Origin of the sequence: Vibrio sp. 10N.261.54.A5 (genome assembly GCF_041471145.1) — a bacterium.
Lineage (GTDB): Bacteria > Pseudomonadota > Gammaproteobacteria > Enterobacterales > Vibrionaceae > Vibrio > Vibrio crassostreae_C.
Genome location: NZ_JBFRNU010000034.1, coordinates 1 through 20,493, shown reverse-complemented (window position 1 = coordinate 20,493; position 20,493 = coordinate 1). Strand labels below are relative to the sequence as shown.

Annotated in this window: 21 protein-coding genes; 14 read left to right on the top strand and 7 right to left on the bottom strand. The window is 44.4% G+C overall.

Features of this window, described 5'->3' with window-relative positions:
- The first annotated feature begins 16 nt into the window (after positions 1 to 16).
- Both AB4329_RS11065 and AB4329_RS11060 read left to right on the top strand, forming a co-directional pair.
- Positions 17 to 3,532 carry a hypothetical protein gene (locus tag AB4329_RS11065; RefSeq protein ID WP_372138303.1) on the top strand — a complete coding sequence of 1,172 codons (3,516 nt, stop codon included), beginning with the start codon at positions 17 to 19 and terminating at the stop codon, positions 3,530 to 3,532.
- 62 nt (positions 3,533 to 3,594) lie between these two features.
- The gene (locus AB4329_RS11060; protein WP_017067279.1) at positions 3,595 to 4,545 is read left to right on the top strand and encodes an OmpA family protein; all 951 of its coding nucleotides are present in this window, start codon (positions 3,595 to 3,597) and stop codon (positions 4,543 to 4,545) included.
- A gap of 106 nt (positions 4,546 to 4,651) precedes the next feature.
- Here the strand turns inward: AB4329_RS11060 and AB4329_RS11055 are convergent, their stop codons facing one another.
- Together AB4329_RS11055 and AB4329_RS11050 are read right to left on the bottom strand one after the other, a co-directional pair.
- Positions 4,652 to 5,071: a BLUF domain-containing protein gene (locus AB4329_RS11055; protein WP_017065379.1), complete on the bottom strand. Its 420-nt coding sequence runs from the start codon at positions 5,069 to 5,071 to the stop codon at positions 4,652 to 4,654.
- Positions 5,072 to 5,276: 205 nt separating this feature from the next.
- On the bottom strand, positions 5,277 to 5,468 hold the full coding sequence (locus AB4329_RS11050) for a hypothetical protein (protein ID WP_372058825.1): 192 nt from the start codon (positions 5,466 to 5,468) through the stop codon (positions 5,277 to 5,279).
- A 528-nt stretch (positions 5,469 to 5,996) separates the two neighbouring features.
- Between AB4329_RS11050 and AB4329_RS11045 the strand changes: the two genes are divergently transcribed.
- The 7 genes from AB4329_RS11045 to AB4329_RS11015 all read left to right on the top strand — a co-directional run bounded on the left by AB4329_RS11045 (position 5,997) and on the right by AB4329_RS11015 (position 10,099).
- Positions 5,997 to 6,422 (top strand): hypothetical protein, encoded by a 426-nt coding sequence (locus AB4329_RS11045; protein ID WP_017065381.1) that lies wholly within the window; start codon positions 5,997 to 5,999, stop codon positions 6,420 to 6,422.
- A gap of 218 nt (positions 6,423 to 6,640) precedes the next feature.
- Positions 6,641 to 7,453 (top strand): zinc-dependent metalloprotease, encoded by an 813-nt coding sequence (locus tag AB4329_RS11040; protein ID WP_229647203.1) that lies wholly within the window; start codon positions 6,641 to 6,643, stop codon positions 7,451 to 7,453.
- Between the two features lie 123 nt (positions 7,454 to 7,576).
- Entirely contained in the window at positions 7,577 to 7,828 is a 252-nt protein-coding gene (locus AB4329_RS11035; RefSeq protein WP_065583896.1) for a TIGR03643 family protein, read from the top strand.
- Positions 7,829 to 7,886: 58 nt separating this feature from the next.
- Positions 7,887 to 8,282, top strand: a complete 396-nt coding sequence (locus AB4329_RS11030; RefSeq protein WP_372074188.1) for a DUF3465 domain-containing protein — start codon at positions 7,887 to 7,889, stop codon at positions 8,280 to 8,282.
- A 50-nt stretch (positions 8,283 to 8,332) separates the two neighbouring features.
- The gene (locus AB4329_RS11025; protein WP_372074190.1) at positions 8,333 to 8,869 is read left to right on the top strand and encodes a GNAT family N-acetyltransferase; all 537 of its coding nucleotides are present in this window, start codon (positions 8,333 to 8,335) and stop codon (positions 8,867 to 8,869) included.
- Between the two features lie 14 nt (positions 8,870 to 8,883).
- Entirely contained in the window at positions 8,884 to 9,645 is a 762-nt protein-coding gene (locus AB4329_RS11020; RefSeq protein WP_372074192.1) for a nucleotidyltransferase domain-containing protein, read from the top strand.
- A gap of 61 nt (positions 9,646 to 9,706) precedes the next feature.
- Positions 9,707 to 10,099, top strand: coding sequence for an NUDIX hydrolase (locus tag AB4329_RS11015; RefSeq protein WP_372074193.1), 393 nt, complete (start codon positions 9,707 to 9,709; stop codon positions 10,097 to 10,099).
- Between the two features lie 167 nt (positions 10,100 to 10,266).
- Here the strand turns inward: AB4329_RS11015 and rplY are convergent, their stop codons facing one another.
- Positions 10,267 to 10,545 (bottom strand): 50S ribosomal protein L25, encoded by a 279-nt coding sequence (gene rplY, locus AB4329_RS11010; RefSeq protein WP_048658383.1) that lies wholly within the window; start codon positions 10,543 to 10,545, stop codon positions 10,267 to 10,269.
- Between the two features lie 367 nt (positions 10,546 to 10,912).
- Between rplY and AB4329_RS11005 the strand changes: the two genes are divergently transcribed.
- Complete coding sequence (locus AB4329_RS11005) at positions 10,913 to 11,641, top strand: glycosyltransferase family 2 protein (RefSeq protein WP_372074195.1); 729 nt, start codon at positions 10,913 to 10,915, stop codon at positions 11,639 to 11,641.
- Between the two features lie 14 nt (positions 11,642 to 11,655).
- Positions 11,656 to 12,963 (top strand): LssY C-terminal domain-containing protein, encoded by a 1,308-nt coding sequence (locus AB4329_RS11000; RefSeq protein ID WP_372138301.1) that lies wholly within the window; start codon positions 11,656 to 11,658, stop codon positions 12,961 to 12,963.
- A 77-nt stretch (positions 12,964 to 13,040) separates the two neighbouring features.
- On the opposite strand, the gene AB4329_RS10995 is transcribed toward AB4329_RS11000, so the two are convergent.
- The 4 genes from AB4329_RS10995 to AB4329_RS10980 all read right to left on the bottom strand — a co-directional run bounded on the left by AB4329_RS10995 (position 13,041) and on the right by AB4329_RS10980 (position 17,476).
- Positions 13,041 to 14,387 carry an ATP-binding protein gene (locus tag AB4329_RS10995; protein ID WP_372138299.1) on the bottom strand — a complete coding sequence of 449 codons (1,347 nt, stop codon included), beginning with the start codon at positions 14,385 to 14,387 and terminating at the stop codon, positions 13,041 to 13,043.
- Between the two features lie 102 nt (positions 14,388 to 14,489).
- Positions 14,490 to 15,149: a response regulator transcription factor gene (locus AB4329_RS10990; protein ID WP_004734666.1), complete on the bottom strand. Its 660-nt coding sequence runs from the start codon at positions 15,147 to 15,149 to the stop codon at positions 14,490 to 14,492.
- Positions 15,150 to 15,230: 81 nt separating this feature from the next.
- Positions 15,231 to 15,629: a PepSY domain-containing protein gene (locus tag AB4329_RS10985; protein ID WP_004734667.1), complete on the bottom strand. Its 399-nt coding sequence runs from the start codon at positions 15,627 to 15,629 to the stop codon at positions 15,231 to 15,233.
- A 104-nt stretch (positions 15,630 to 15,733) separates the two neighbouring features.
- Complete coding sequence (locus AB4329_RS10980) at positions 15,734 to 17,476, bottom strand: DEAD/DEAH box helicase (protein ID WP_372138298.1); 1,743 nt, start codon at positions 17,474 to 17,476, stop codon at positions 15,734 to 15,736.
- A gap of 97 nt (positions 17,477 to 17,573) precedes the next feature.
- Between AB4329_RS10980 and rsuA the strand changes: the two genes are divergently transcribed.
- The 3 genes from rsuA to AB4329_RS10965 all read left to right on the top strand — a co-directional run bounded on the left by rsuA (position 17,574) and on the right by AB4329_RS10965 (position 20,346).
- The gene (gene rsuA, locus AB4329_RS10975) at positions 17,574 to 18,269 is read left to right on the top strand and encodes a 16S rRNA pseudouridine(516) synthase RsuA (protein ID WP_017060380.1); all 696 of its coding nucleotides are present in this window, start codon (positions 17,574 to 17,576) and stop codon (positions 18,267 to 18,269) included.
- Positions 18,270 to 18,469: 200 nt separating this feature from the next.
- Positions 18,470 to 19,687, top strand: a complete 1,218-nt coding sequence (locus AB4329_RS10970) for a Bcr/CflA family multidrug efflux MFS transporter (protein ID WP_017060381.1) — start codon at positions 18,470 to 18,472, stop codon at positions 19,685 to 19,687.
- The gene (locus AB4329_RS10965) at positions 19,687 to 20,346 is read left to right on the top strand and encodes a DUF2913 family protein (protein ID WP_017060382.1); all 660 of its coding nucleotides are present in this window, start codon (positions 19,687 to 19,689) and stop codon (positions 20,344 to 20,346) included. Before AB4329_RS10970 ends, AB4329_RS10965 begins: the two co-directional genes overlap by 1 nt.
- The last annotated feature ends 147 nt before the right edge of the window (positions 20,347 to 20,493 follow it).

Sequence of the window (20,493 nt, the reverse complement as noted above, 5' to 3'; positions counted from 1 at the left end):
CGTAACTGGAAATTGTATGAAAGTATTTAGTAAGTCTCGTTTAGCGACGTGTGTGTTAACGGCCATTCCTGTGATGGCGGTAGCGAAAGACACAGGTAAGCTTGAAAAACTCGGTTCTGAGACGACTGGCATTGAAATCACCAAGCCGAACCAAGACCAAGACAGCTCGCGTATTTACTTAGAGCAAGGCGCTATTTGGGCAAGCCGTGACATCACTCGCTTTGACCCAGTATTAGATGTCAGTGTCAGCGATGAATTAGAAGTCGAACAAGGCACACTGCGTGACAGCGTCGGTTTCACCATTACCACCAACTACGGTTACTACATCAAAAAGTACCAGTTGGAAGTGTACCGAGTGGGTGACTTTGGTCTGTCTGAGCCAATCGCTGTGCTTGAAGGCGATAAACTGGCGAACGACTCTGACATCAATTGGGATGGTCAAACTGATGTTGATTATCAGTTTGAGGTCGGTGAGCAGCTGATGTTCCGCCTAAAAGCGTGGGACAAAGATGGCAACATGGATGTGACCACCGTTGGTGTGACTGACTTAGTTAAGCCGGACTCTGAAGTCGATATCGACCGAAACGATAACGACGATGAAGAGAGCAAAGGTAAAAGTTACGGACAGGCAAAGCTGATGCGTCACAACATCCCGACCAATGCGGGTTTAGCGAAGTTCATCGGCACTGGCTTGAAAGGCGTAGATAAAGTCATCATCGGTGAAGATGAATTTGATGTCGAAGATGGCAACTTATATGCAGAGCAGTACTTACCAACAGACTCCTACATTTTCCCTACCAAGGTTGTGTTTGATAACGGTGATGAACGTCGTTACAAGCTGTACGTTCGTATTCCAGATACGTACTACGCACAAACCGGTTTGGCTGATCTTTATGTTGGTAAGAATAATGTGTCTGGTAATAGCGATGCATTAAGTGTCGATGACCAGTATCAAAATGACATCTATAACCAAGGTCGTTTAGCGTACTTTGGTCAGGGTAAATTTGGCGACAAACTTCGTGTAACAACTCACTTTGATACGCGAGAAAGTGAAATCAAAGACATGTTCAAACATCCGTTCGCCTCAGACGATTCGGATGTGTTCGATATCCTCGAAGACGACGATGAGCTTTATTACGGTAACTATGGTGACAGCTCAAACATCGAAAAAGTGGTCAACACCAAGGGCAAGGTTTACCTCAATGTGGAATACGATAAGTCTCAATACTTGTGGGGTAACTACAACACGGGTTTAACAGGCACTGAGAACAACGATTACAACCGTAGCCTCTATGGTTTCAAAGCTGATTATCGCACTCGCGATACTACACAATACGGTGAAGATCGTCTGAACATGGTTGGTTTTACCGCAGAAGCAGACTCGTTGTATGCACACGATGAGTTCTTGGGCACAGGCGGTTCTCTGTACTTCCTTCGTCATGGTGAAGCGGTACCGGGAAGTGACAAAGTTTACGTCAAAGTAAAAGATGAATCTGGCCTAGTGCAGAATGAAATCCCACTTGAGCCGGGCGTCGACTATGACTTTGACCCGTACCAAGGTCGCATTATTTTGACCAAGCCACTCGATAACATTCTATCCGACAGCTTTGGCAGCGTGATTGAAAACGGCGATGATTACGAAAACTTTCTGGTTGTCGACTATGAGTACGTCCCACAAGGTTCAGATTCATTAGATGCGATGTCTTACGGTGGTCGTGCTAAAGGTTGGATCAACGATTACGTTGGTGCTGGCGTGACGTATGCGACTCAAGAAAAGGACAATCAAGATTACGAGTCTTATGGAACGGACTTAACGCTACGTGCCACTGAGGGGACCTACATTAAGGCTGAGTTTGCACATAGTGAAGGTAGGCAAACCGAGTCGAATTTCGTCTCTACTGATGGTGGTTTAACCTTTACGCCCATTGGCGACACGTTGGAAGACCGCGAGGGTGATAGTGTCCAAATCACCGCTGTCACCAGCCTTTATGACCTTGCCCCAACCATCTTTGGTGCCGTTGGTAATGACCTGAAACTTTGGTATCGAGACAAAGACGCGGGATACAGCTACGCGAGCAGCAGCGATGATTTAGAGCAAGAGGCATACGGTGCTGAACTTCGTTTACAAGCAACTGATCGCTTGGCGGTGCTATCTCGTTTCTCGACCAATGAAGAGCGCGATGTCGATGGTAATCTAGAAACAGATACTGAAATGATTGAGATTGAGACTCAAGTTAAAATCACCGAGCACATTAAGGTTTCGGCGGCAGGGCAACAAACTGAAGAGCTTAACCAAAACGACGAGCACAGCGATGCGACCTTAGCAGGTGTGCGTTTGGAATACATGTGGGACAGCGAGAACAGCGTTTACGTCAAAGGGCAAAAGACCGTCGACCAGTCGGATGACTATGATGAAAACGACAGCGCGTCGATTGGTGCTGAATTCCAAGTGTTGGAAGACTTGTCTCTTGGTGGCGAATACACCGATGGCGACCGAGGCCAAGTAGCAGAAGCGACTGTGACTTACGATGTATCCGATGACCACTCAACCTACGTAACTTATGTAGATGATAACTACGAAGGCCAAAACAACGTGATTGTTGGTCAGCGTGCAGATCTCACCAGCAGTGTCGATTTTTACCAAGAGAACCAGTTTGTTGATGAAAATGATGGTCATGGCCGTATCGACTCATACGGCTTTGGCTACGATGTGACGGAAGATGTCGAGATGGGGATTGGTTATCAGCTTGGTGAAATTGAAGATGACCAGAACATTACCACAGAGCGTGAATCTATCAGCTTCAATGCCTCAATTGACCTAGATGACATAACCCTTAGCCACAAATTTGAATACCGAGTGGATAAGAGTGAAGACGACCCTGACATCGCTCAGCGAGAACTTCAACAAATCGTGACGACCAACCGTTATACGCATCACTTAACGGAAGAGTACACATTGTTCGGCAAGTACAACTACTCCATTACCGAAAGCGAGACTACGGGCGAAACTATGGCGCAATTTACTGAAGCCACTGGCGGCCTCGCGTATCGTCCGATCTACAACGATCGACTCAATTTACTGAGCCGCTACACGTATATTGCAGATTTCGATCAACTGGATCGCGATGTGGATTATCAAGACGAAACCAGTCAGATCATTGAAGTTGAGGCGATCTATTCGATTGACCAACACTGGGATATCGGTACTAAGTACGCCCATAAAGACAAACAGCAAGCTTTTGAACGAGCATCTGGTTCGAATGAGCTGGTTAAAAGCGATATCGACCTATACGGATTAAGCGCTTCTTACCGTGTGATGAAAGAGTGGGATGTGACGGGTGAATACCACTGGAAAACAGACACACTCAACGATGAGCTAGAACACGGTGCGTTAGTTTCGGTGAACAAGCACATCGGCGAGAACTTCAAAATGGGGATTGGTTATAACTTCTCTGCGTTTGATAGTGACTTAACCAATGATGACGACTACGACGCATCCGGCGTGTTTATTAACTTAGTCGGTAAGATCTAAGCATGCCCCAAAGCGGGTTGAAAGTTAAGAGTTGAGAATTCAAAGTGACAGTAAAGAGTAAGATGAAAACAATTATTTTCCTAATAAGCGCAGTGATGAGTACTTTGCTGCTGTCCGGCTGTGCAACCGACACCTATGTGAGCCAGGAGAACCGAGACAAGTTCGCAGGCATCGATGTGTCTAAGTTTTTAATCAGCGAGTGTTTGGCGCCAGAGCGTGAGGTGCACATCGCCATCGCAGAGCATTTTGCGTTTGATAAATACCAATTACGCGACCTCGATAAGATCAACTTGGATACCTTTGTTAAAGAGATCAGAGGCCTCGAAGGGCGTATCACGATTGTCGGCCATACTGATTACAAAGGTTCTCTGGAATACAACGAACGTCTTTCACAGCGCCGTGCTAAATCGGTCGCAGATTATTTGAAAGGGCAACTAGACCCAACGCAATATGACTGGGAAGTGAAACATCTTGGTGAGACTCAACCTCTTCTGTTTGGTAAGACAGATAAAGACCGAGCGGAGAACCGCCGTGCATTTATTGTGTTTGAAGAAGCTCAGAAGTACGAAGAGATGCCTTTCTGTGAGCCACCAAAACCAGAACGTAAAGTTTATATGGCAATGACGCCACACTTCGATTTCGATAAGTCAGTACTCAAGCAAGAAGATCTAACTCAGTTAGATGACTTCACAACGAAGTTGAGCGGCCTGCAAGGCAGCATAATGGTGGCAGGGCACACCGACCAATCGGGTTCACTTTCTTACAATGAAAAGCTGGCAGAGCGCCGCGCAGAAACGGTGGTTGAATACCTCAAAACCAAACTCGATCCTAAGCAGTTTATCTGGGAAGTGAAGTCATTTGGTAAGTTGCAGCCTGCGATTAATGAACGCTCTGAAAAAGCCGATGCATTAAACCGCCGCGCGTTCATTGTGTTCAAAGAATCTGATATTACCGCCGAACAGCAAGCTCTTGCTGGCAGTGAACAAGAAGCGGTGAGCAGCGAGAGCGATTAGAGTTCACCGAAGAATAACGAATAGTTGCCTTTACAATAAAACGCAAAAAGCCCCATACGTTGGGGCTTTTTGTTGCTCGCTCTACGGATTAAGTCGGGTCGAAGATCTATTCAGATGGCAAATTTTGCTTTAACTCTAAAAGCATTCGATAAGCACTTTCGCCAGACATTTCGTACGGGTTAAATTGATCAGATGTTGAAAACTGTAAGTTCAACAGCTCGGTTAAATTGGACTGCGGAATGTCTCCCATCGACCAGTCTCCAAATTCTCTGCTATCAACCTCTTTAAAATAAAGTATTGCGACGTGATTGTGTCTCTCGTCGTTAAGAATATGATTGTATGTGTGGTTAACGGCCTCTCTAGACCCTTCAATACATTGAAGAAAGTACTTTTGATTATGGCTGAGAAGCCCCGTTAAATGGCTTTGCCGATTATGATCTCGCGAGATAGCGAGTATCTCCTCCAATGCTTTGGAATCACAACATTCGGAAAGCGTACTGACATAAATTAACCGAGTTAGGAACATAGGCATCATTTCGGATTTTTGTTCAAAGGGTATTAATAAATATAAGCCAAGCTCATGGAATTGCGAGTTATTGATTTAATTGTCACTCGGTGGCTTTTGAAAAGAAGAGGATGGGGATGAAGTAGAAAATGGCAGGTTGCAAGATACGCTAAAATGACTCGAATGTTGGCCATTCAATTATTTTAGCGACCTGCTTGTGAGCTCGTTAGTTGTTTAGAATTGAAATCGATTCAACGTTAGAAGAGGAATCAAATCGAACGTTGACCAACACATTTTCACGTTCGAAAGTCACATCATCAAAGTCAGTCGTTGCGATCTTAAATCCATTTCTTGCGAATAAACTCGTCACCGTTGTTCGTTGTTTCTGTTCCATACCGCATGTCAGTAGTTCGTTCATCGTGATCTTCATTAGGTAACCGTGTGCATAGTGTAAGCGTACAGACTCTACATTATGAGATCAATTGCTTAATCGATAAGCTATATTGATATGTTCAATTGAGTGATTCAGGTATTTAAAAGCCGGATGGATAGTGGGCAAGGGAGTTATGCGACCTATGACAAGTGGAGCGTTATGTGACCACTGTTCAGCATTCCTTGAACACGAAGTTTGTCGCAAAAATCGCGTTGAAATAAGTGGTTACAAAGCAGGAGGAATTATGCCCGCCGTTTGGTATGTTTGGTCGGTTATTGGAAATATTATCGGCCTATATCTCACTTAACTAAAGTACATCGATTTACGATGAGTAGACTCCTCAATAAGCCTTCTTTTTATTTGAATTTTATATGCTAAGTGGTGTTGTTATAATTGTTATTAATTGCATAGGCTTGATTTTAATATTGGTTTGATTTATAAAACAAGCATTCGTTCATTAACTTCATGATTATATTAGTTTTTACTAACCTTTAAATAACATGGAGAAAGGCGATGAATAAGAACCAAACACGCAACAGGTTAGCGAATTTAGTGCGACTTCGTAGGTCATACAAAGCATCAGACTTTCTGGTGGGTTCTGATGAACTCCGAGTTAAAAAAGATGTGTATAGCTTACGTAAAATCAAACAGTTAGAAATTCGTCAATTGGGTCTTAAAGAAAACGCAATCAATATCGTTTCGTTGGCTTTAGTCCTCTCGGCGGCGACTTGGGCATTTGTTCCTCAGTTCGGTTTACCAATGCTTGCACTGACCTTTATTTTGGCGTTTGTTACATGGCGACGATATGAGTTGCGTGCAGAGTTTAAAGGGGCCGATGAAACTGGCGACCATTGGGTTTCCGTGGCGCGCGGTTGTACTCGAGAAGAGTTCAAAGTATTGAAAAACGTTGAATTGGCTTTACGCGATCAGCTGTCTTAGTGGCTAGATCTGTTAAGGTTAAGGTCTTATAAGCGTTAAGCTCCCATAATCAACAAGGCTCGTCATTGTATGGCGAGCTTTTTATTTTCTGAAAAACACAGGTAGTGCAGGTTACTTTGAGAGGCCAATGCTTATATGTGTAATGGGGGTTGATATGAATCTTAAGTCACGGCGTTTTTGATGCTCTTTGTGGTTTTGAATATAGGGAGAGGGTGGAAATGAATACACGAGTCAGTGAGAGTTCTTTTAAAAGGCTCATCCAGTTAGTTGGTTGTGTTTTGATTATAGTGTTGAGCAATAGTCGACTCTCCAATGCTCAAAGCATCGAGTTTCCTACTTGTGTACAGAGCGAGGTTTTGAATACAGAAATCCACCTTTATGTTGATGAATCGGTGTTAGATGAATATTCCAAAGCATTTATAGCCTCTAAAATAGCGACATGGGAAAGCTATTCGAATCTGGTGTTAAAAAACTCCTGCGTCCCTATGACGAGAAAAGTCACTAAGGTGACTTATACGTCTGAAATCGACAGCCTTTGGTTTCAAGATTTGGGCGCAGCAGAGAGGTTATTAAAACTCTCGATGGAAGAACCGATTCCAGAAACAACAGAAGACGGCGTCCCCATTTTTACTGGGATAGTATTTTCTAATTATAATTTTAGCTTTGAGTCTGATTATTGTGGTATGTCTTCTTCGGTATCCTACTTTTTTTCTTTAGCGATAAACTGCCCTGATTACTTAATGGAGCATGAAATTGGCCATTTAAGTGGTGCTAATCATGACTATAAAACGTTATTGAAAGATTTTGATAGTATAGAAAGTTACATTTCTGGAACGTATCCAAGAGCTCCTCAATATTCCTTCGGTACAATTTGTGCTGACAGAGGCACAGTGATGTCTTATGAGCGAGATGTTATACCTGCATATTCCAGCCCGGACATCAGAGTAGATGGCACAAAGTGCGGGGATAGCAAATACCACAATAATGCGAGAGTGCTTAGAGAGTTCGCACAAGCTTATTTAATCCCATGATTGCCTAGTTGGTAGCCTGTTGTTTTATCGAACGTTATAACGCGTTCAATTCAAAGTGTTTGTCCTGTGATCTTTAAATTTGGAACGAGCGTATTTCTCCCAGTTTATTAAGGAAGAGTATGTATGATGTTATCCAAAGAGAATGAATCAAGAATTATTGAAATGGCGTGGGAAGACAGAACGCCGTTTGAAGCAATAGAACAGCAATTTGGTTTGAATGAATCGCAAGTGATTCGTTTTATGCGTAGCCATCTCAAGCTTGGCAGTTTTAAGCTGTGGCGCTCACGTGTTTCTGGGCGCTCGACCAAGCATGTAAAACTGCGCAGTTCGGACGTTTCGAGAGGTTATTGTCCGACTCAGTACAAGCATCGTTAAAAGAGGGGATGCCCAGCAAGTATCCCAAATCAACACACAGATATGGGAAATGAAAGGAATGAAACAATTTTGCGCTCTACTTTTGGTGCTGCTTAGCTTCGGCATCAGTCATGTTCAAGCGAATGATACGCGACTTAAGCAAGCTTACGAAGATCACCAAAGCGACGTTCAGGTGCGCGGATCGGGTACGGTGTATCGAGTACTTCCTGATGATAATAAAGGCTCTCGACATCAGAAATTCATTTTGCGACTCGATAGCGGACAAACCTTGTTAGTCGCACATAATATTGACTTAGCGCCTCGTGTTCAGGGACTGGCAAAGGGCGATCGAGTTGAATTTTATGGTGAATATGAATGGAACAATAAAGGTGGCGTAATGCACTGGACGCACAAAGACCCTCGTAATCATCACACTCATGGTTGGTTGAAGCATAACGGGAAAGTATACGAGTAAACACCTCCGCGACTTTTCCCTTCAAGGCTATAAGATAAAAAGGAATTTTGATGTTTAAGCTGGAAACTGACAGGTTGATTCTTCGAGATATGAGTCTCGAAGACGAGTGTGCCTTTGTTGCGATGTCTCAAGACGCTAAGTATCAGCGTTTCTATGATGAAAGTGATTGCGAACCTAACAAATATCGAGAGCTAACTCAGTTGTTTGTTGCGCAGGCTTTGGAAGTCCCACGCCAGTCTTTTCAATTAGCGGTTGAAAGCAAAGACTCGGGGAAGTTTATTGGAACTGTTTGTTTACGTCTTGAACGCGATAAACAAGCTTCAATGGGCTGTGCTTTATCGAGGGAAACTCAGGGAAAAGGGCTTTCTATAGAAGCTTCTGAAGCCCTCGCTGATTTTGGTTTCTCAGAGTTAGGCATACACCGCATCTACGCCGAAACCATCAGCAAGAACTTGGCTGCCATTAAATTATGTAAGTCACTAGGAATGAAACAAGAAGCGTGTTTTAAAGATCATCGATTCTTCAAAGGTCAATGGTGGGATACAGTTGTGTTGGCGGTTCTACGTTCTGATTGGAAAAAGGCTTAGTGATGGAAAGTGGTATGCAGAAGCTAGATAGAGGGCTCGATAGAGAAGGGTTCATTCAAAATCTTTATTCGCCAAAGAACATTGCGCCTGAATTTCAAGAAGTGGTGTCAGCAGTCGTTGATTCGCTGCTAAGAGAACTTCCAGGTCAAGTTGATGGTATCTACTTGTATGGAAGCGTGCCTAGAGGAACGGCCATTGTTGGTCGCTCTGATTTGGATGTTTCTATCGTACTTGCTACGCCTGTTGGTCAGAGAGAAAAGGAAGTATTTAACCTACTTTCCGACACCATACCCCAAACCTATCCGCAAGTGACCAAGCTTGATATCGATCCTGGCTTCCTGCGGGATGTTCTGCAACCCACGGAAAAGTATCACTGGCACTTTTGGATCAAGCATTGCTGCTGTTGTGTTTGGGGGAATGATTTATCTAATGAGTTCCCACTATACAAACCAAGCATTGAAATCGCTCAAGCTCTCAATGGTGACTTGTCTACTTTTCTTGAGCAAATGCCCTCGAGTTTCAAAACAATGACTGATGCGGATGTCGCTAAGGTGATTGGAAAGAAGTTGGTTCGAGTTGCGTATTACTTTGTGGCTGAGCAAGACGGCAGCTGGTACACCAACCTGAGCCAGTGTGCTGCAGTCGCCAAGCGCTATTACTCCAATCAAAGCGACGATATTGAGCTAGCTCATCAATACGCTCTCGGAAATTTGATATCTAAAACAGAAGCTTTTGAATTGTATGAAAGGCTGAGTAAAAAGCTTGTTGTAAATTAAGCATTAACACAAGCTAGAACAACAAACTTAACTACCTTTGTAACGGCTTTAGGAAAATTAGATGGATGTCCACGAGTGTGTTTCTTTTATCATGCTGAAGGAATCGCAGGTATTACTAGAAAAGCGTAGTGAGTCTAAGGAGACCGATCCCGGCTTAATCACTATACCTGGCGGCCATATTGAACACGGTGAAAACCAGGTTCAGACACTCTTTCGTGAGATCGATGAAGAGCTTAATGTTGTTCCGATTGATTACCAATACTTGTGTTCGCTTTACCATCCTACGAAGGAACTTCAGTTGATTCATTATTTTATCGTGAGTGACTGGGAAGGAGATATCACCGCTCAAGAGGCTGATGATGTTAAGTGGTATTCACTAGGTTCAGCTCCTGTTGGTATAGCAGCCGATGGTATTGCTTTGAAAGAAGTAGAGCGCGTGGGTAGGTATCTTTAGTTTGGATTCGATAACATGTTTTCGACGTTTTTGAGGGCTCAAAAACGGTGAAACCCCGATGTTGGTAGCATCGGGGTTTCGAATTTCTAGATTTCTCGACTGGTAAGATCGATTATCTTTTCTATGCAGAAGGCTGGATTAATCCAATCTTATTCCTTGGTAGGGAATTAGATACGGATGAAGTCCATGTGCTCAACTTTTGGCTTGAACGCGTGACGTTGAACGTCTTGTGGCTTAACCTTAACTTCTGCGCCGTCAATCAGTAGAGTGATTGCTTCGTAGAATTCAGGCTTATCCATTTGGTTGATCACTTCAGCGTGAACAAGTTCGATAGCTACAGCTTCAGCTTCGCCACCGTAGATTACAGCTGGGAATTTACCAGCGTGACGTAGGCGGCGGCTCGCACCTTTACCTAGTTCAGTACGTACTACTGCTTCAAATTTCATAGTTTTACTCTCAAATTAGTAAAAATTAACTTCACACCTCAATGCGACCTTGAGTGTGTGGTAATGCTTAAACATAAAAGTTCATGCTTAAGCGAGCGCGGATACTAACATCACATTCCAATATGAGCAAGTCAGAAGCCCATCTCAAAGTGAATTTCCTTCGATAATGGGTTCGTTTGGAGATAAAACGTTCGCTAACGCTTGTTTAGCGCATTTTACTCCCTTTTACATCGCAATCCTTATCTATTTATATCACTGCTAAATCATCAAGTTAATGAACGGAAAATGAATGTTTGCCTAAGACTTGGTTAAGTCTTAGTTCGTTAATCTTAGTGTTAATTAAACAGCAGAATGAATAGGTGAAAATATGAAACCGGTAAGCATTGTCGTAATTACGCTAAACGAAGAGAAACGCATTAGCCGCTTAATGGAAGAGTTGAGCGTGCAAACCCACCAAGAGTTTGAAGTGATTGTTGTCGACTCGAACAGTGAAGATAACACCAGAGAAGTGGCGCAAGCTTATGAAAACGCGTTGCCAAAATTAACGGTGCATTACATGGAAAACCGTGGTGTGAGCCTTGGCCGAAACACGGGTGCTTCATTGGCGCAATACAACCGAATCCTTTTCTTAGATGCTGACGTGAGCTTGCCTCGAAACTTCCTTGCGAAAGCGCTTTATGAACTAGAAGAGAAGAAGCTTGAAGTGGCGGGTGTGTACATGAGCTCGAAAGGTTTGCCGCTTGTACACAAGTTTGGTTACGGGCTATTTAACGCAGGCTTGTTTACTACTCAGTTCTTTTTCCCGACGGCGATTGGCGCATGTATTTTCTCGACTAAACGGGCGCATGATGAGATCGGCGGTTTTGATGAAGAGATCGTCCTGTGTGAAGATTGTGACTACGTAAAACGTGCGAGCAAAACATGGCGATTTAGATTCCTAAATATGACTTTTGGTTTTGACCCACGTCGCTTAGACCAAGATGGCGTTGTGAAGACAGGCTCTACTTATCTTAAAGCCAATGTAAGACGCTTCTTTAAAGGAGAAATGCGTAATAACGAGATGAACTACAAGTTTGGTCACTACAAAGAACAGTAAGCGTTGAGGTTGTTATGTTTGATGGACTAGGGTTGTTTCTGGGAGCATTGGGTGATGCTCTCATTGGCCCAAACCTATTTGTACCGGGAGAGCCGTTCTTTATCGCAGCGGGCTTTCAACTGTATTCAGGTGCATGGATGGCGTTGGTTTTGGTGATGCTAGGTGGTTTGCTTGGTGATCAACTCAGTTATTTCATTGGTTATAAATACGGTGTTAAGGTGCAACGAAGGCTCATTAAGTTTCGCCCTAAAACCAAAAGATTAATTGCGCGCTGCCGCTATCTGGTTGCTCGCAAAGGCACATACATCATTCTTTTTGCTCGTTTATTAGGGCCTATCGCTTGGGTTGTGCCATTTATAGCTGGCTCGCATCGTGTACCGTGGCGTAATTTTAGTGTGTTGGCGTTTATCGGTTTGGCCCTTGGTGGAGGGCAGTTCATTGCTTGGGGCATGTTACTGGCGCACGGCGTTGAAAACTTCCCGTGGCTTAATAGCCTTAACATATTTATCTCGGAGCATAATAGCTTGATCGTTGGTGTGTTCGCGGTATTAGTCTTCACCATTATCGGTTACCGAATGAAGTGGCGATGCTTAGTACTTAAGTCTAGTGCGCTGTTGTTGGCGTGGGTATTGTTTGCGAACTACGCTCACTTTTTCTGGAAAGCGGATGACTTTCAGAATCAACCAGAGACGGCTCAAATAAACAAAGTCGACTGGAACTCGGTTACCTATAAAGCGTTCCCCGGTAAATCTTCGTTCTACTCGGCGCAAGCGATCAACGTAATTTATGTTGGAGCAACCCCAAGAGACTTAATGAAGCAATTAGGCTGGATAGAGAATCAAACCTTCTCTCGAAATGAGATTGAATGGGTTGGTTATCTCGCATTGCTTAGAGAAAAAACGCCGCCAGTGTCTGATTTATATTGGCGAGACAAGCCGCAAGATATGGCTTTTCAATTGCCGGGTAACCTGATGAAGCGCAGCCATATTCGCTGGTGGCGCGCAGGTGTTGATATTAAAACTAACCAACCTCAGTGGTTAGGTGCAATTAGCTATGATGATGGCCTTAAGGTCACCCCTTACTCTGGCATTGTGACCGTCCTTCATAACATTGACCCTAATGTTGATGAAGAGCGAGATCGGCTCGCTAATCAGATACGGACGTTACTACCAGACATCGAGTTAGACAAGTACCCATTAGCAACGGTGGAAGTGATCAATGATGATCATGACTATTACACTGATGGCCGGGTATTAACGATTGGAGCAACGACCCTTAGTGATAATTCACAAACTTTGGATGTTGCTGTGAACGATATATAGAGTTGTATATAAGGTCGATAGAATTAAGCCCTAGCATTACGTTAGGGCTTATTGTGTTTAACTTTTACTTAGCTTGTTCAGCCTTTACTTATTTTAAGCACCAGAGAAGCTTTTAAGCCGCCCATTGAGCTCTTACTGAGCGTTAGGCTGCCTCGGTAACTGTGTGCCATTTCATTTACGATATTAAGCCCTAAGCCTGTTCCTGGTGTGGTTTCATCAAGTCGAACGCCGCGTTTGGTCACTTGCTCAAGCTTCTCTTCAGGAATGCCTTGGCCATCATCTTCAATCACCAACTCTATGTTGCCATCGTCGAGTTCATTTGCATGGACGCGAATAATGCTGCCCGCCCACTTGTAACTGTTCTCGAGTAGGTTGCCGACCATTTCATCAAGGTCGGTTTTTTCTACTGCCACTTCAATCTCAGAGTCTAGCTCGTTAATCATGGTGACTTCATTGGCAGCGTAGACTTTATCAAACGCCATTGAGATAGCTTCGACACGCTCACAAGGTGAAGACTTCACCGAAAGAATGTTCATTGCACCTGCCATACGAGCGCGGCCAAGGTGATAATCAATTTGGCTTTGAATCTGATGAATGGGCTGTTGCAGCAGTGCCTTGTCATCCTCTGGAAGTCGCTCTATCTCATTTTTTAGAACTGAAAGCGGTGTTTTCAACGCATGAGATAAGTTACCCGCGTGGTTACGAGCTCGTTCTAATAACTCTTGATAGTGAAAGAGCAGGGCATTGAGGTCAGAGACTAATGGAGAAACCTCTTTCGGGTAGTTATCGCTTAACCCTTGTTGCTCGCCGTTTCTTAGCATTACCAGTTCGCGTTGCATCTTGCTGAGCGGTAATAACGACCAACTGACTTGAATACCGATCAACATCAGCACGCCAACAAACAGCAACATTAGGATCAACCAGACTTGACCAGTAAGCTCTGTCAGTGTGGATTCTAATGGATCTTCATCAATACCAATGGTGATCGTGACAGGGTCGCTCAGTTCAGGCAGGTAGATATCTTGCTCGATGTAAATCAGCTTTTCTTTCTCTGGCCCTTTGACTGATGTGTGAATCGGTGAACGCTTGATGGTGAGGTCTTTATCCCATAGCGAGCGAGATCGAATGATCTGCTCTTGGGTAGCGGCGCGCCAATAAATACCACTGTAGGGCTGGTTGAACCTAGGATCAGACAGACGCTCTGCCATGATCAGGTTACCACTGTCATTGGTTTCGATATTGGCGGTTAACTCATCCATGGTTAAGCCAAGCTGCTGCTTCATGTCATCGACGAGGTAGTCGTTAACCAGTTTCGGAATCCCGACACCAGCCGCTAATATCATCGCACCTAGCCAAAAAGCCGCGGCGAGGAGCAAGCGGCTTTTTAGACTGACGTTTTTAAGTGTTCGTTTTTTTAGATTCATACGTTACCAGCCTGTCTTTGCTCATCTTGCTATGAGAACAACAACGATCAGCACAGGCTGTCCACTAATTGGAGATTGCTCTTAGCTTAATTAAATACAGCATTATTCAGCATTCAGTTGGTAGCCAAGGCCACGAACGGTTTTGATGATCTTTGGTGCGATTTTCTTACGAATACGACCGATGAACACTTCAACCGTGTTTGAGTCGCGGTCGAAGTCTTGCTTGTAGATGTGCTCAACCAACTCAGTGCGCGAGATAACTTTGTTTTGGTTATGCATGAAGTACGCGACAACTTTATATTCTAGCGCCGTGAGGCTAACCGCTTGACCTTGCCACAACACTTTTGAGCTGCGTGTGTCTAGGCTTAAATCACCAATTTGAAGTATAGGAGCAGCACTGCCTGACGCTCGGCGTAGTTGAGCTCGAATGCGGGCTATCAGCTCGACCATTTCGAATGGTTTAGTTAGGTAGTCATCAGCGCCTGCATTCAAGCCTTCTACACGTTGGGTCAGCGTGTCACGCGCACTTAAGATAATCACTGGCGTGTTAATGTTTTCGTCTCGAATGCCTTTTAATACGGTTAGGCCGTCCAGCTTAGGTAGACCTAAATCGAGAACAATAGCATCCCACTCTTCTGATGTTGCACGGTAGAGTGCGTCGATACCGTCTTGAGAAAGCTCTGGAACCCAGTCGGCTCCCTCAAGGGTTTCTAGAATTTGTTGGCCCAAGCGAGGTTCGTCTTCAACGACTAAAATTTTCATAATTGTTCTTCTTAATTCTTGTAATGACTGTTCGTTGTGCTTAATTGCTCGTCGTGATCAATGTAAAGTTGCGGCTCTTACTTATTCACCGTGCTTAATTGCGTCTTTAAAGTTTCGTCCTTTAATCATGAGCATTTCTAACGTCTCTGCGTTGTATTCGACTTTGATGATGTTGTTTTGGTAATTGATTTTTAGTTCATACACCCAAATGTCGTCATCTTCTTCTAGCTCTACTTTAATGATTCTGCCATGAAGATCGTTCTCAACGGCCGCATACATTTCTGAGAAAGGGCGAATATAGCCTTCGCGTACGGCTTCGTAGACTTCGTCTTGATCTTCTTCAAATTCGATACGGGTTCCCGCTTTATGGACATCTTGCACAAGATCATGACCGTTATGATCTGAGTCAGCCCACGCACTAGCGGCGACACATAAGCCTAAGCTTAAAGAAAACATAGAAATCATAACTTTACTAAACATAGCGAATCCTAGAGAAGGTTGATAGCGTTCAGTATAAAAAAGTAATTCTGAACAGAAAGTGAACCTGATGAATAATGAGATTTAGGTTCTCAAAAAATGAGATGTTAACGTTGCTGAAGCTCGTCTTCGAATATCTTGTCTCTCATTTTCCAAAAACGCCCGACTTTACGTGCAATCACGAATTGCGGTGGGCGGAATCTATGTTGGTGAGCAACCACTTTCGTTGGTGAAGCTTCCTCAAAAGGGCGGTGTCTGTCGGCAAGGTGAGGGCGAACAAACTGATCCTTAAAGTTCTGCTTCTGTTTCTTGGTGGTTAGTGACCAAAATTCATGCACTTGAGCTTGGTTTTCTCCAAGGTAAGTGACTTTAAGCTGCGATTTTCCTTTATCGTCTTTAAGAACGTTCAAGTCCATCTCTAAACACTCAAACACCAACGCATCTTTTAAGTTCAGTGCTTCTTTCAGTTTTTTATCTGGGTCGACCAAGGTTGCATCACACTCATGACAAATCCGCGCGGCAATGTCGTTGTCAGCGCCACATTCACCGCAGTATTTGGCTCGGAAGCGATAATTACAGTGTTCGCGTTCGCCCGTGTCTTCATCGGTAAAGTAGCCTTGGCATTTACGGCCAAAGTGCTCTAGCAAGAAGCCATTGCTGTCTAGCTTGCCCCAGAAGTTATTGTTGAAGCCGCATGCAGGGCAGGGGATGGTGATGATTTCACTGTCTGAGTCGGGTTTAGGGTCGCCCACTTCAGGTTGGTAAAGATCGTAACTGTTGCCTGCATAGTCGAGCACTAAACACTCTTTTTTACCCGGCGATAAGCGTAAGCCACGGCCAACGATTTGTTGATACAAACTGATGGACTCTGTCGGGCGCAAAATCGCGATCAAATCCACATGAGGGGCATCAAAACCTGTGGTTAATACCGATACGTTAACCAAGAACTTGATTTTACGTTCTTTGAAGTCACTGATGATTTGGTCACGTTCGAGAGTTGGTGTGTCGCCGATTACGATTGACGATTCACCTTCAGGCAGTAAGCCAAGGATCTCTTGTGCGTGTCTAACAGTGGCAGCAAATACCATGATCCCTAACTTGTCTTTGGCCAGTTCAATGATCTGGTCGACAATTTGTGGGGTCGCTCGTTTAGATTGTTCGATCACCATATCGAGTTCGGCTTCTTTGTAGCGGCCTGTACTTGCAGGTTTTAGCTGTGAGAAGTCATAGCTTAATACTGGCGCATCGATCATGCGTGCTGGTGTTAGAAAGCCTTCGTCCAACAAGTAGCGAATCGGCAACTCGAAAATACAATCTCTGAAAAACCTAGGCTCTTCAGAGCGTACTTGTCCACGCGTGTGATACTGATAAAGCCAACCCATACCAAGACGATAGGGGGTCGCGGTCAGTCCAAGCACCTTGATGCCCGAATTATTCTCGCGCAAGTGAGTGATCACTTTTTGGTAGCTACTGGTCTTTTCATCGGGAACACGGTGGCATTCGTCGATAACCAACAGTGAAAATTGGTTAGAGAATGAATCGAGGTTGCGAACCACAGATTGAACCGAAGCAAACACCACTTGTTGGTCTGTCTCTTTTCGCCCTAAACCCGCAGAGAAAATTGAGCCTTTTAGCCCATAACCTTCATACTTTTCATGGTTTTGTTCGACCAGCTCTTTAACGTGAGCGAGTACCAGCACTCGACCTTTCGCAAGCCTTGCTAGCTCTGCAATCACAAGGCTTTTTCCAGCGCCTGTAGGCAACACAAGAACAGCCGGTGTTTGGTGTTTTCTGAAGTAATGAATCACTGATTTTACAGAATCAGCTTGGTACGGGCGGAGTGTATACATATCGCGTCTTGTAGGGTAGAAAACAAATAGTGTGAAATAGCTCAACTAATTGAGCAAAGGTGACTATAATACCCGACTTAGATTAGTTGAGGTATTCATGCGTTTAGATAAATTTCTGTGCGATGCGTTAGGCGTCACTCGAAGAGAAGCAACACACTTATTAAAATCCAAGGCAGTGACAGTAAATGATGTCATTCAAAAAAGCGGTTCGCTCAAGGTAACTGAAGAGTGCGTTGTGGAATGGCAAGGCAATGAACTGAATGTTCACGGCCCACGTTACATCATGCTTTATAAGCCAGAAGGCTTTGTTTGTTCGCATGAAGATGGCGCAAATCGTATCGCCTTTGAATTACTTGATGAAATCAAAATGGACAAGCTGCACTTTGCTGGTCGTCTAGATATTGATACAACAGGTCTTGTGTTGATTACAGACGATGGTAAGTGGTCTCACCGTATCACTTCGCCAAAGCACAAGTGCGAGAAGACGTACCGTGTGTGGTTGGTTGAACCTGTTGAAGACGATTACGTTGAAAAATTCAAAGAGGGCATCCAGCTTAAGAGCGAAGATGGCCTAACACTTCCTGCACACCTAGAAGTTCGTGCAGAGCGTGAAGTGCTGCTAACGATTCACGAAGGCAAATACCACCAAGTTAAACGTATGTTTGCTGCTCTTGGTAACAAGGTAGAAGCACTACACCGTGAACGTATTGGCGAAATTGAGATGGACGAATCTTTAGAGTTAGGTGAATACCGTTACCTAACGCAAGAAGAAGTCGATTCAATCTGGAAGTAGTCCTTAGCTAGAAGTTGCTCTTAACAAGAAATTGTTCTTAACAAGAGACCACTTTTGCTGGAAATAGCCCTTTCGTTGTAAAGCCGACCATGGATAGCGTCGGCTGATGATGTTGACTGGTACTAGGAAAGTCTCAGCCAATCTTTGACTCGCGTACTCACGCTAGTCCCTAGCTCTATCAGTTGAACATTCGGAGAACCATGCAAACATCGACCTCACAGAGCCAAAGCTCCCAACTAGAAACACCTCAATTAGGCTTAGTGCTGTTTTTGATTCTAGGTGCGATTGGTGCACTTACTCCGCTAGCCATTGATATGTATCTGCCAGCGATGCCGACCATTGCTAAAGATCTTGGTGTGACGGCGGGTGAGGTACAAATCACGCTAACAGCCTATACCGCAGGTTTCGCGCTGGGGCAGTTGTTACATGGCCCGTTGGCGGATAGCTATGGTCGCAAGCCTGTACTGCTTATTGGTGTATTCTTGTTTGCTATCGCTTCTATGGTGAGTGCGACAACTCATGGCATTGAAGCGCTGACTTACATCCGTACCGCTCAAGGTTTTGCTGGTGCTGCGGCGGCCGTTATCATCCAAGCGGTGGTAAGAGATATGTTCGATCGTGAAGATTTCGCAAGAACCATGTCTTTCGTTACTTTGGTGATGACAGTTGCGCCATTGGTTGCTCCGATGATTGGCGGTTACTTAGCGTTGTGGTTCGGTTGGCGTTCAATTTTCTGGGTTCTGGCTATTTTTGCGGTGATCGTGATTCTGGCGGTATCGATGAAGATCCCAGAAACGCTTCCTGCAGAAAACCGACAACCATTGCGCTTTAAAACAACGATTCGTAACTATGCTCGACTGTGTAAGAACCCAACGGCGATGGGCCTGATTTTCTCTGGTGCATTCTCATTTTCAGGGATGTTTGCGTTCTTAACGGCAGGTTCATTCGTTTACATCGATATCTATGGCGTTCGCCCTGATCTGTTTGGCTACCTGTTCGGCTTGAATATTGTTGCTATGATCTTGATGACGAGCATCAACGGTCGAATCGTTAAGAAAGTGGGCTCTCACGCTATGCTCAGAGTCGGTTTAACCATTCAACTGTTTGCGGGCTTAGGTCTGTTAGTCGGTTGGATGTTAGATATCGGTTTGTGGGGTATTGTGCCATTCGTGATGCTGTTTATCGGCACACTGTCTACCATTGGTAGTAACTCAATGGCACTGCTTTTAAGCGGATACCCGAATATGGCCGGCACAGCTTCTTCGCTTGCAGGCACATTAAGATTTGGTACTGGTTCTGTAGTGGGGGCAATTGTTGCTATGCTACCAAGTGACACTGCAGGGCCAATGGCTATGATGATGGCAGCATGTGCAATACTGTCAGCATTACTATATTGGACATTAGGAAAGAAGGCATAATGTCAAAATACTATATTGAAATTCAGAAGTTAGTGAACGATGCGCTGGGCGAGCTGTATGCTCTGCATAAGTCTGGTAAAGCGATCGACGCACCTATCGCGAACAACCTTTATCTTGTTCGTTGGGTAACAAAAGCGATTAAATCTCAAGCTTATGATCGCGTGATTGTGCCTGACTTAGTTCGCTGGCAGAAACAGGGTCGCTCAAAAGGCAACAACTCTGATTTAACTTTTACCTTTAAACGTATTTCTGCGTTTTACGGACGTTTTTTCCCTGAAGGCGAAGAGCCTAAAACGCTAAAAGACAGTGATGTTGAAGCGTTTATGGACAAAATGTACGAGATGGGTTGGAGCGTATCGAGTGAAGATGAGCTAACGACTGGCGGTAAGATTCAATTCTTCACCGATGGCGAGCACTCTTTTGCTTTGTGTGGCAAACAGTGTGACGACTCTTTCGACGGTGAGTTGATGGTAAAGCCGATGAACTGGTTTGTTCGTGGTAACCACGCCGAGTTCATCCAGGCGGCGATGGAAGCGGGTTTCATGCTTCACAAAGTCACGGACTATAAGTCTGCGGTGAAGTATCACGGTGAATACATCGTTTACCCTGCTAACCAAGGCAACCAACTGGCTGAGATCCCGATTAGCGTTATCGGCTAACGGATAGATACGAGATGCGAGATGAGTGATACGAAGAGCCACTTACTCGCATCTTTTTTATCTTTTCTCACTAGTCACGGGTATCCCGCAACTGCGTTTAGTCTTTTCGCATCCCGCCACTCGAATCCCGAATCTGCTTTTAGTCTT

Excerpts from the sequence above, each read along its gene's own strand:
- AB4329_RS11065 (WP_372138303.1), top strand. The coding sequence starts at position 17 with ATGAAAGTATTTAGTAAGTCTCGTTTAGCGACGTGTGTGTTAACGGCC.
- AB4329_RS11060 (WP_017067279.1), top strand. The coding sequence starts at position 3,595 with ATGAAAACAATTATTTTCCTAATAAGCGCAGTGATGAGTACTTTGCTG.
- AB4329_RS11055 (WP_017065379.1), bottom strand. The coding sequence starts at position 5,071 with ATGTTCCTAACTCGGTTAATTTATGTCAGTACGCTTTCCGAATGTTGT.
- AB4329_RS11050 (WP_372058825.1), bottom strand. The coding sequence starts at position 5,468 with ATGAACGAACTACTGACATGCGGTATGGAACAGAAACAACGAACAACG.
- AB4329_RS11045 (WP_017065381.1), top strand. The coding sequence starts at position 5,997 with ATGAATAAGAACCAAACACGCAACAGGTTAGCGAATTTAGTGCGACTT.
- AB4329_RS11040 (WP_229647203.1), top strand. The coding sequence starts at position 6,641 with ATGAATACACGAGTCAGTGAGAGTTCTTTTAAAAGGCTCATCCAGTTA.
- AB4329_RS11035 (WP_065583896.1), top strand. The coding sequence starts at position 7,577 with ATGATGTTATCCAAAGAGAATGAATCAAGAATTATTGAAATGGCGTGG.
- AB4329_RS11030 (WP_372074188.1), top strand. The coding sequence starts at position 7,887 with ATGAAACAATTTTGCGCTCTACTTTTGGTGCTGCTTAGCTTCGGCATC.
- AB4329_RS11025 (WP_372074190.1), top strand. The coding sequence starts at position 8,333 with ATGTTTAAGCTGGAAACTGACAGGTTGATTCTTCGAGATATGAGTCTC.
- AB4329_RS11020 (WP_372074192.1), top strand. The coding sequence starts at position 8,884 with ATGCAGAAGCTAGATAGAGGGCTCGATAGAGAAGGGTTCATTCAAAAT.
- AB4329_RS11015 (WP_372074193.1), top strand. The coding sequence starts at position 9,707 with ATGGATGTCCACGAGTGTGTTTCTTTTATCATGCTGAAGGAATCGCAG.
- rplY (WP_048658383.1), bottom strand. The coding sequence starts at position 10,545 with ATGAAATTTGAAGCAGTAGTACGTACTGAACTAGGTAAAGGTGCGAGC.
- AB4329_RS11005 (WP_372074195.1), top strand. The coding sequence starts at position 10,913 with ATGAAACCGGTAAGCATTGTCGTAATTACGCTAAACGAAGAGAAACGC.
- AB4329_RS11000 (WP_372138301.1), top strand. The coding sequence starts at position 11,656 with ATGTTTGATGGACTAGGGTTGTTTCTGGGAGCATTGGGTGATGCTCTC.
- AB4329_RS10995 (WP_372138299.1), bottom strand. The coding sequence starts at position 14,387 with ATGAATCTAAAAAAACGAACACTTAAAAACGTCAGTCTAAAAAGCCGC.
- AB4329_RS10990 (WP_004734666.1), bottom strand. The coding sequence starts at position 15,149 with ATGAAAATTTTAGTCGTTGAAGACGAACCTCGCTTGGGCCAACAAATT.
- AB4329_RS10985 (WP_004734667.1), bottom strand. The coding sequence starts at position 15,629 with ATGTTTAGTAAAGTTATGATTTCTATGTTTTCTTTAAGCTTAGGCTTA.
- AB4329_RS10980 (WP_372138298.1), bottom strand. The coding sequence starts at position 17,476 with ATGTATACACTCCGCCCGTACCAAGCTGATTCTGTAAAATCAGTGATT.
- rsuA (WP_017060380.1), top strand. The coding sequence starts at position 17,574 with ATGCGTTTAGATAAATTTCTGTGCGATGCGTTAGGCGTCACTCGAAGA.
- AB4329_RS10970 (WP_017060381.1), top strand. The coding sequence starts at position 18,470 with ATGCAAACATCGACCTCACAGAGCCAAAGCTCCCAACTAGAAACACCT.
- AB4329_RS10965 (WP_017060382.1), top strand. The coding sequence starts at position 19,687 with ATGTCAAAATACTATATTGAAATTCAGAAGTTAGTGAACGATGCGCTG.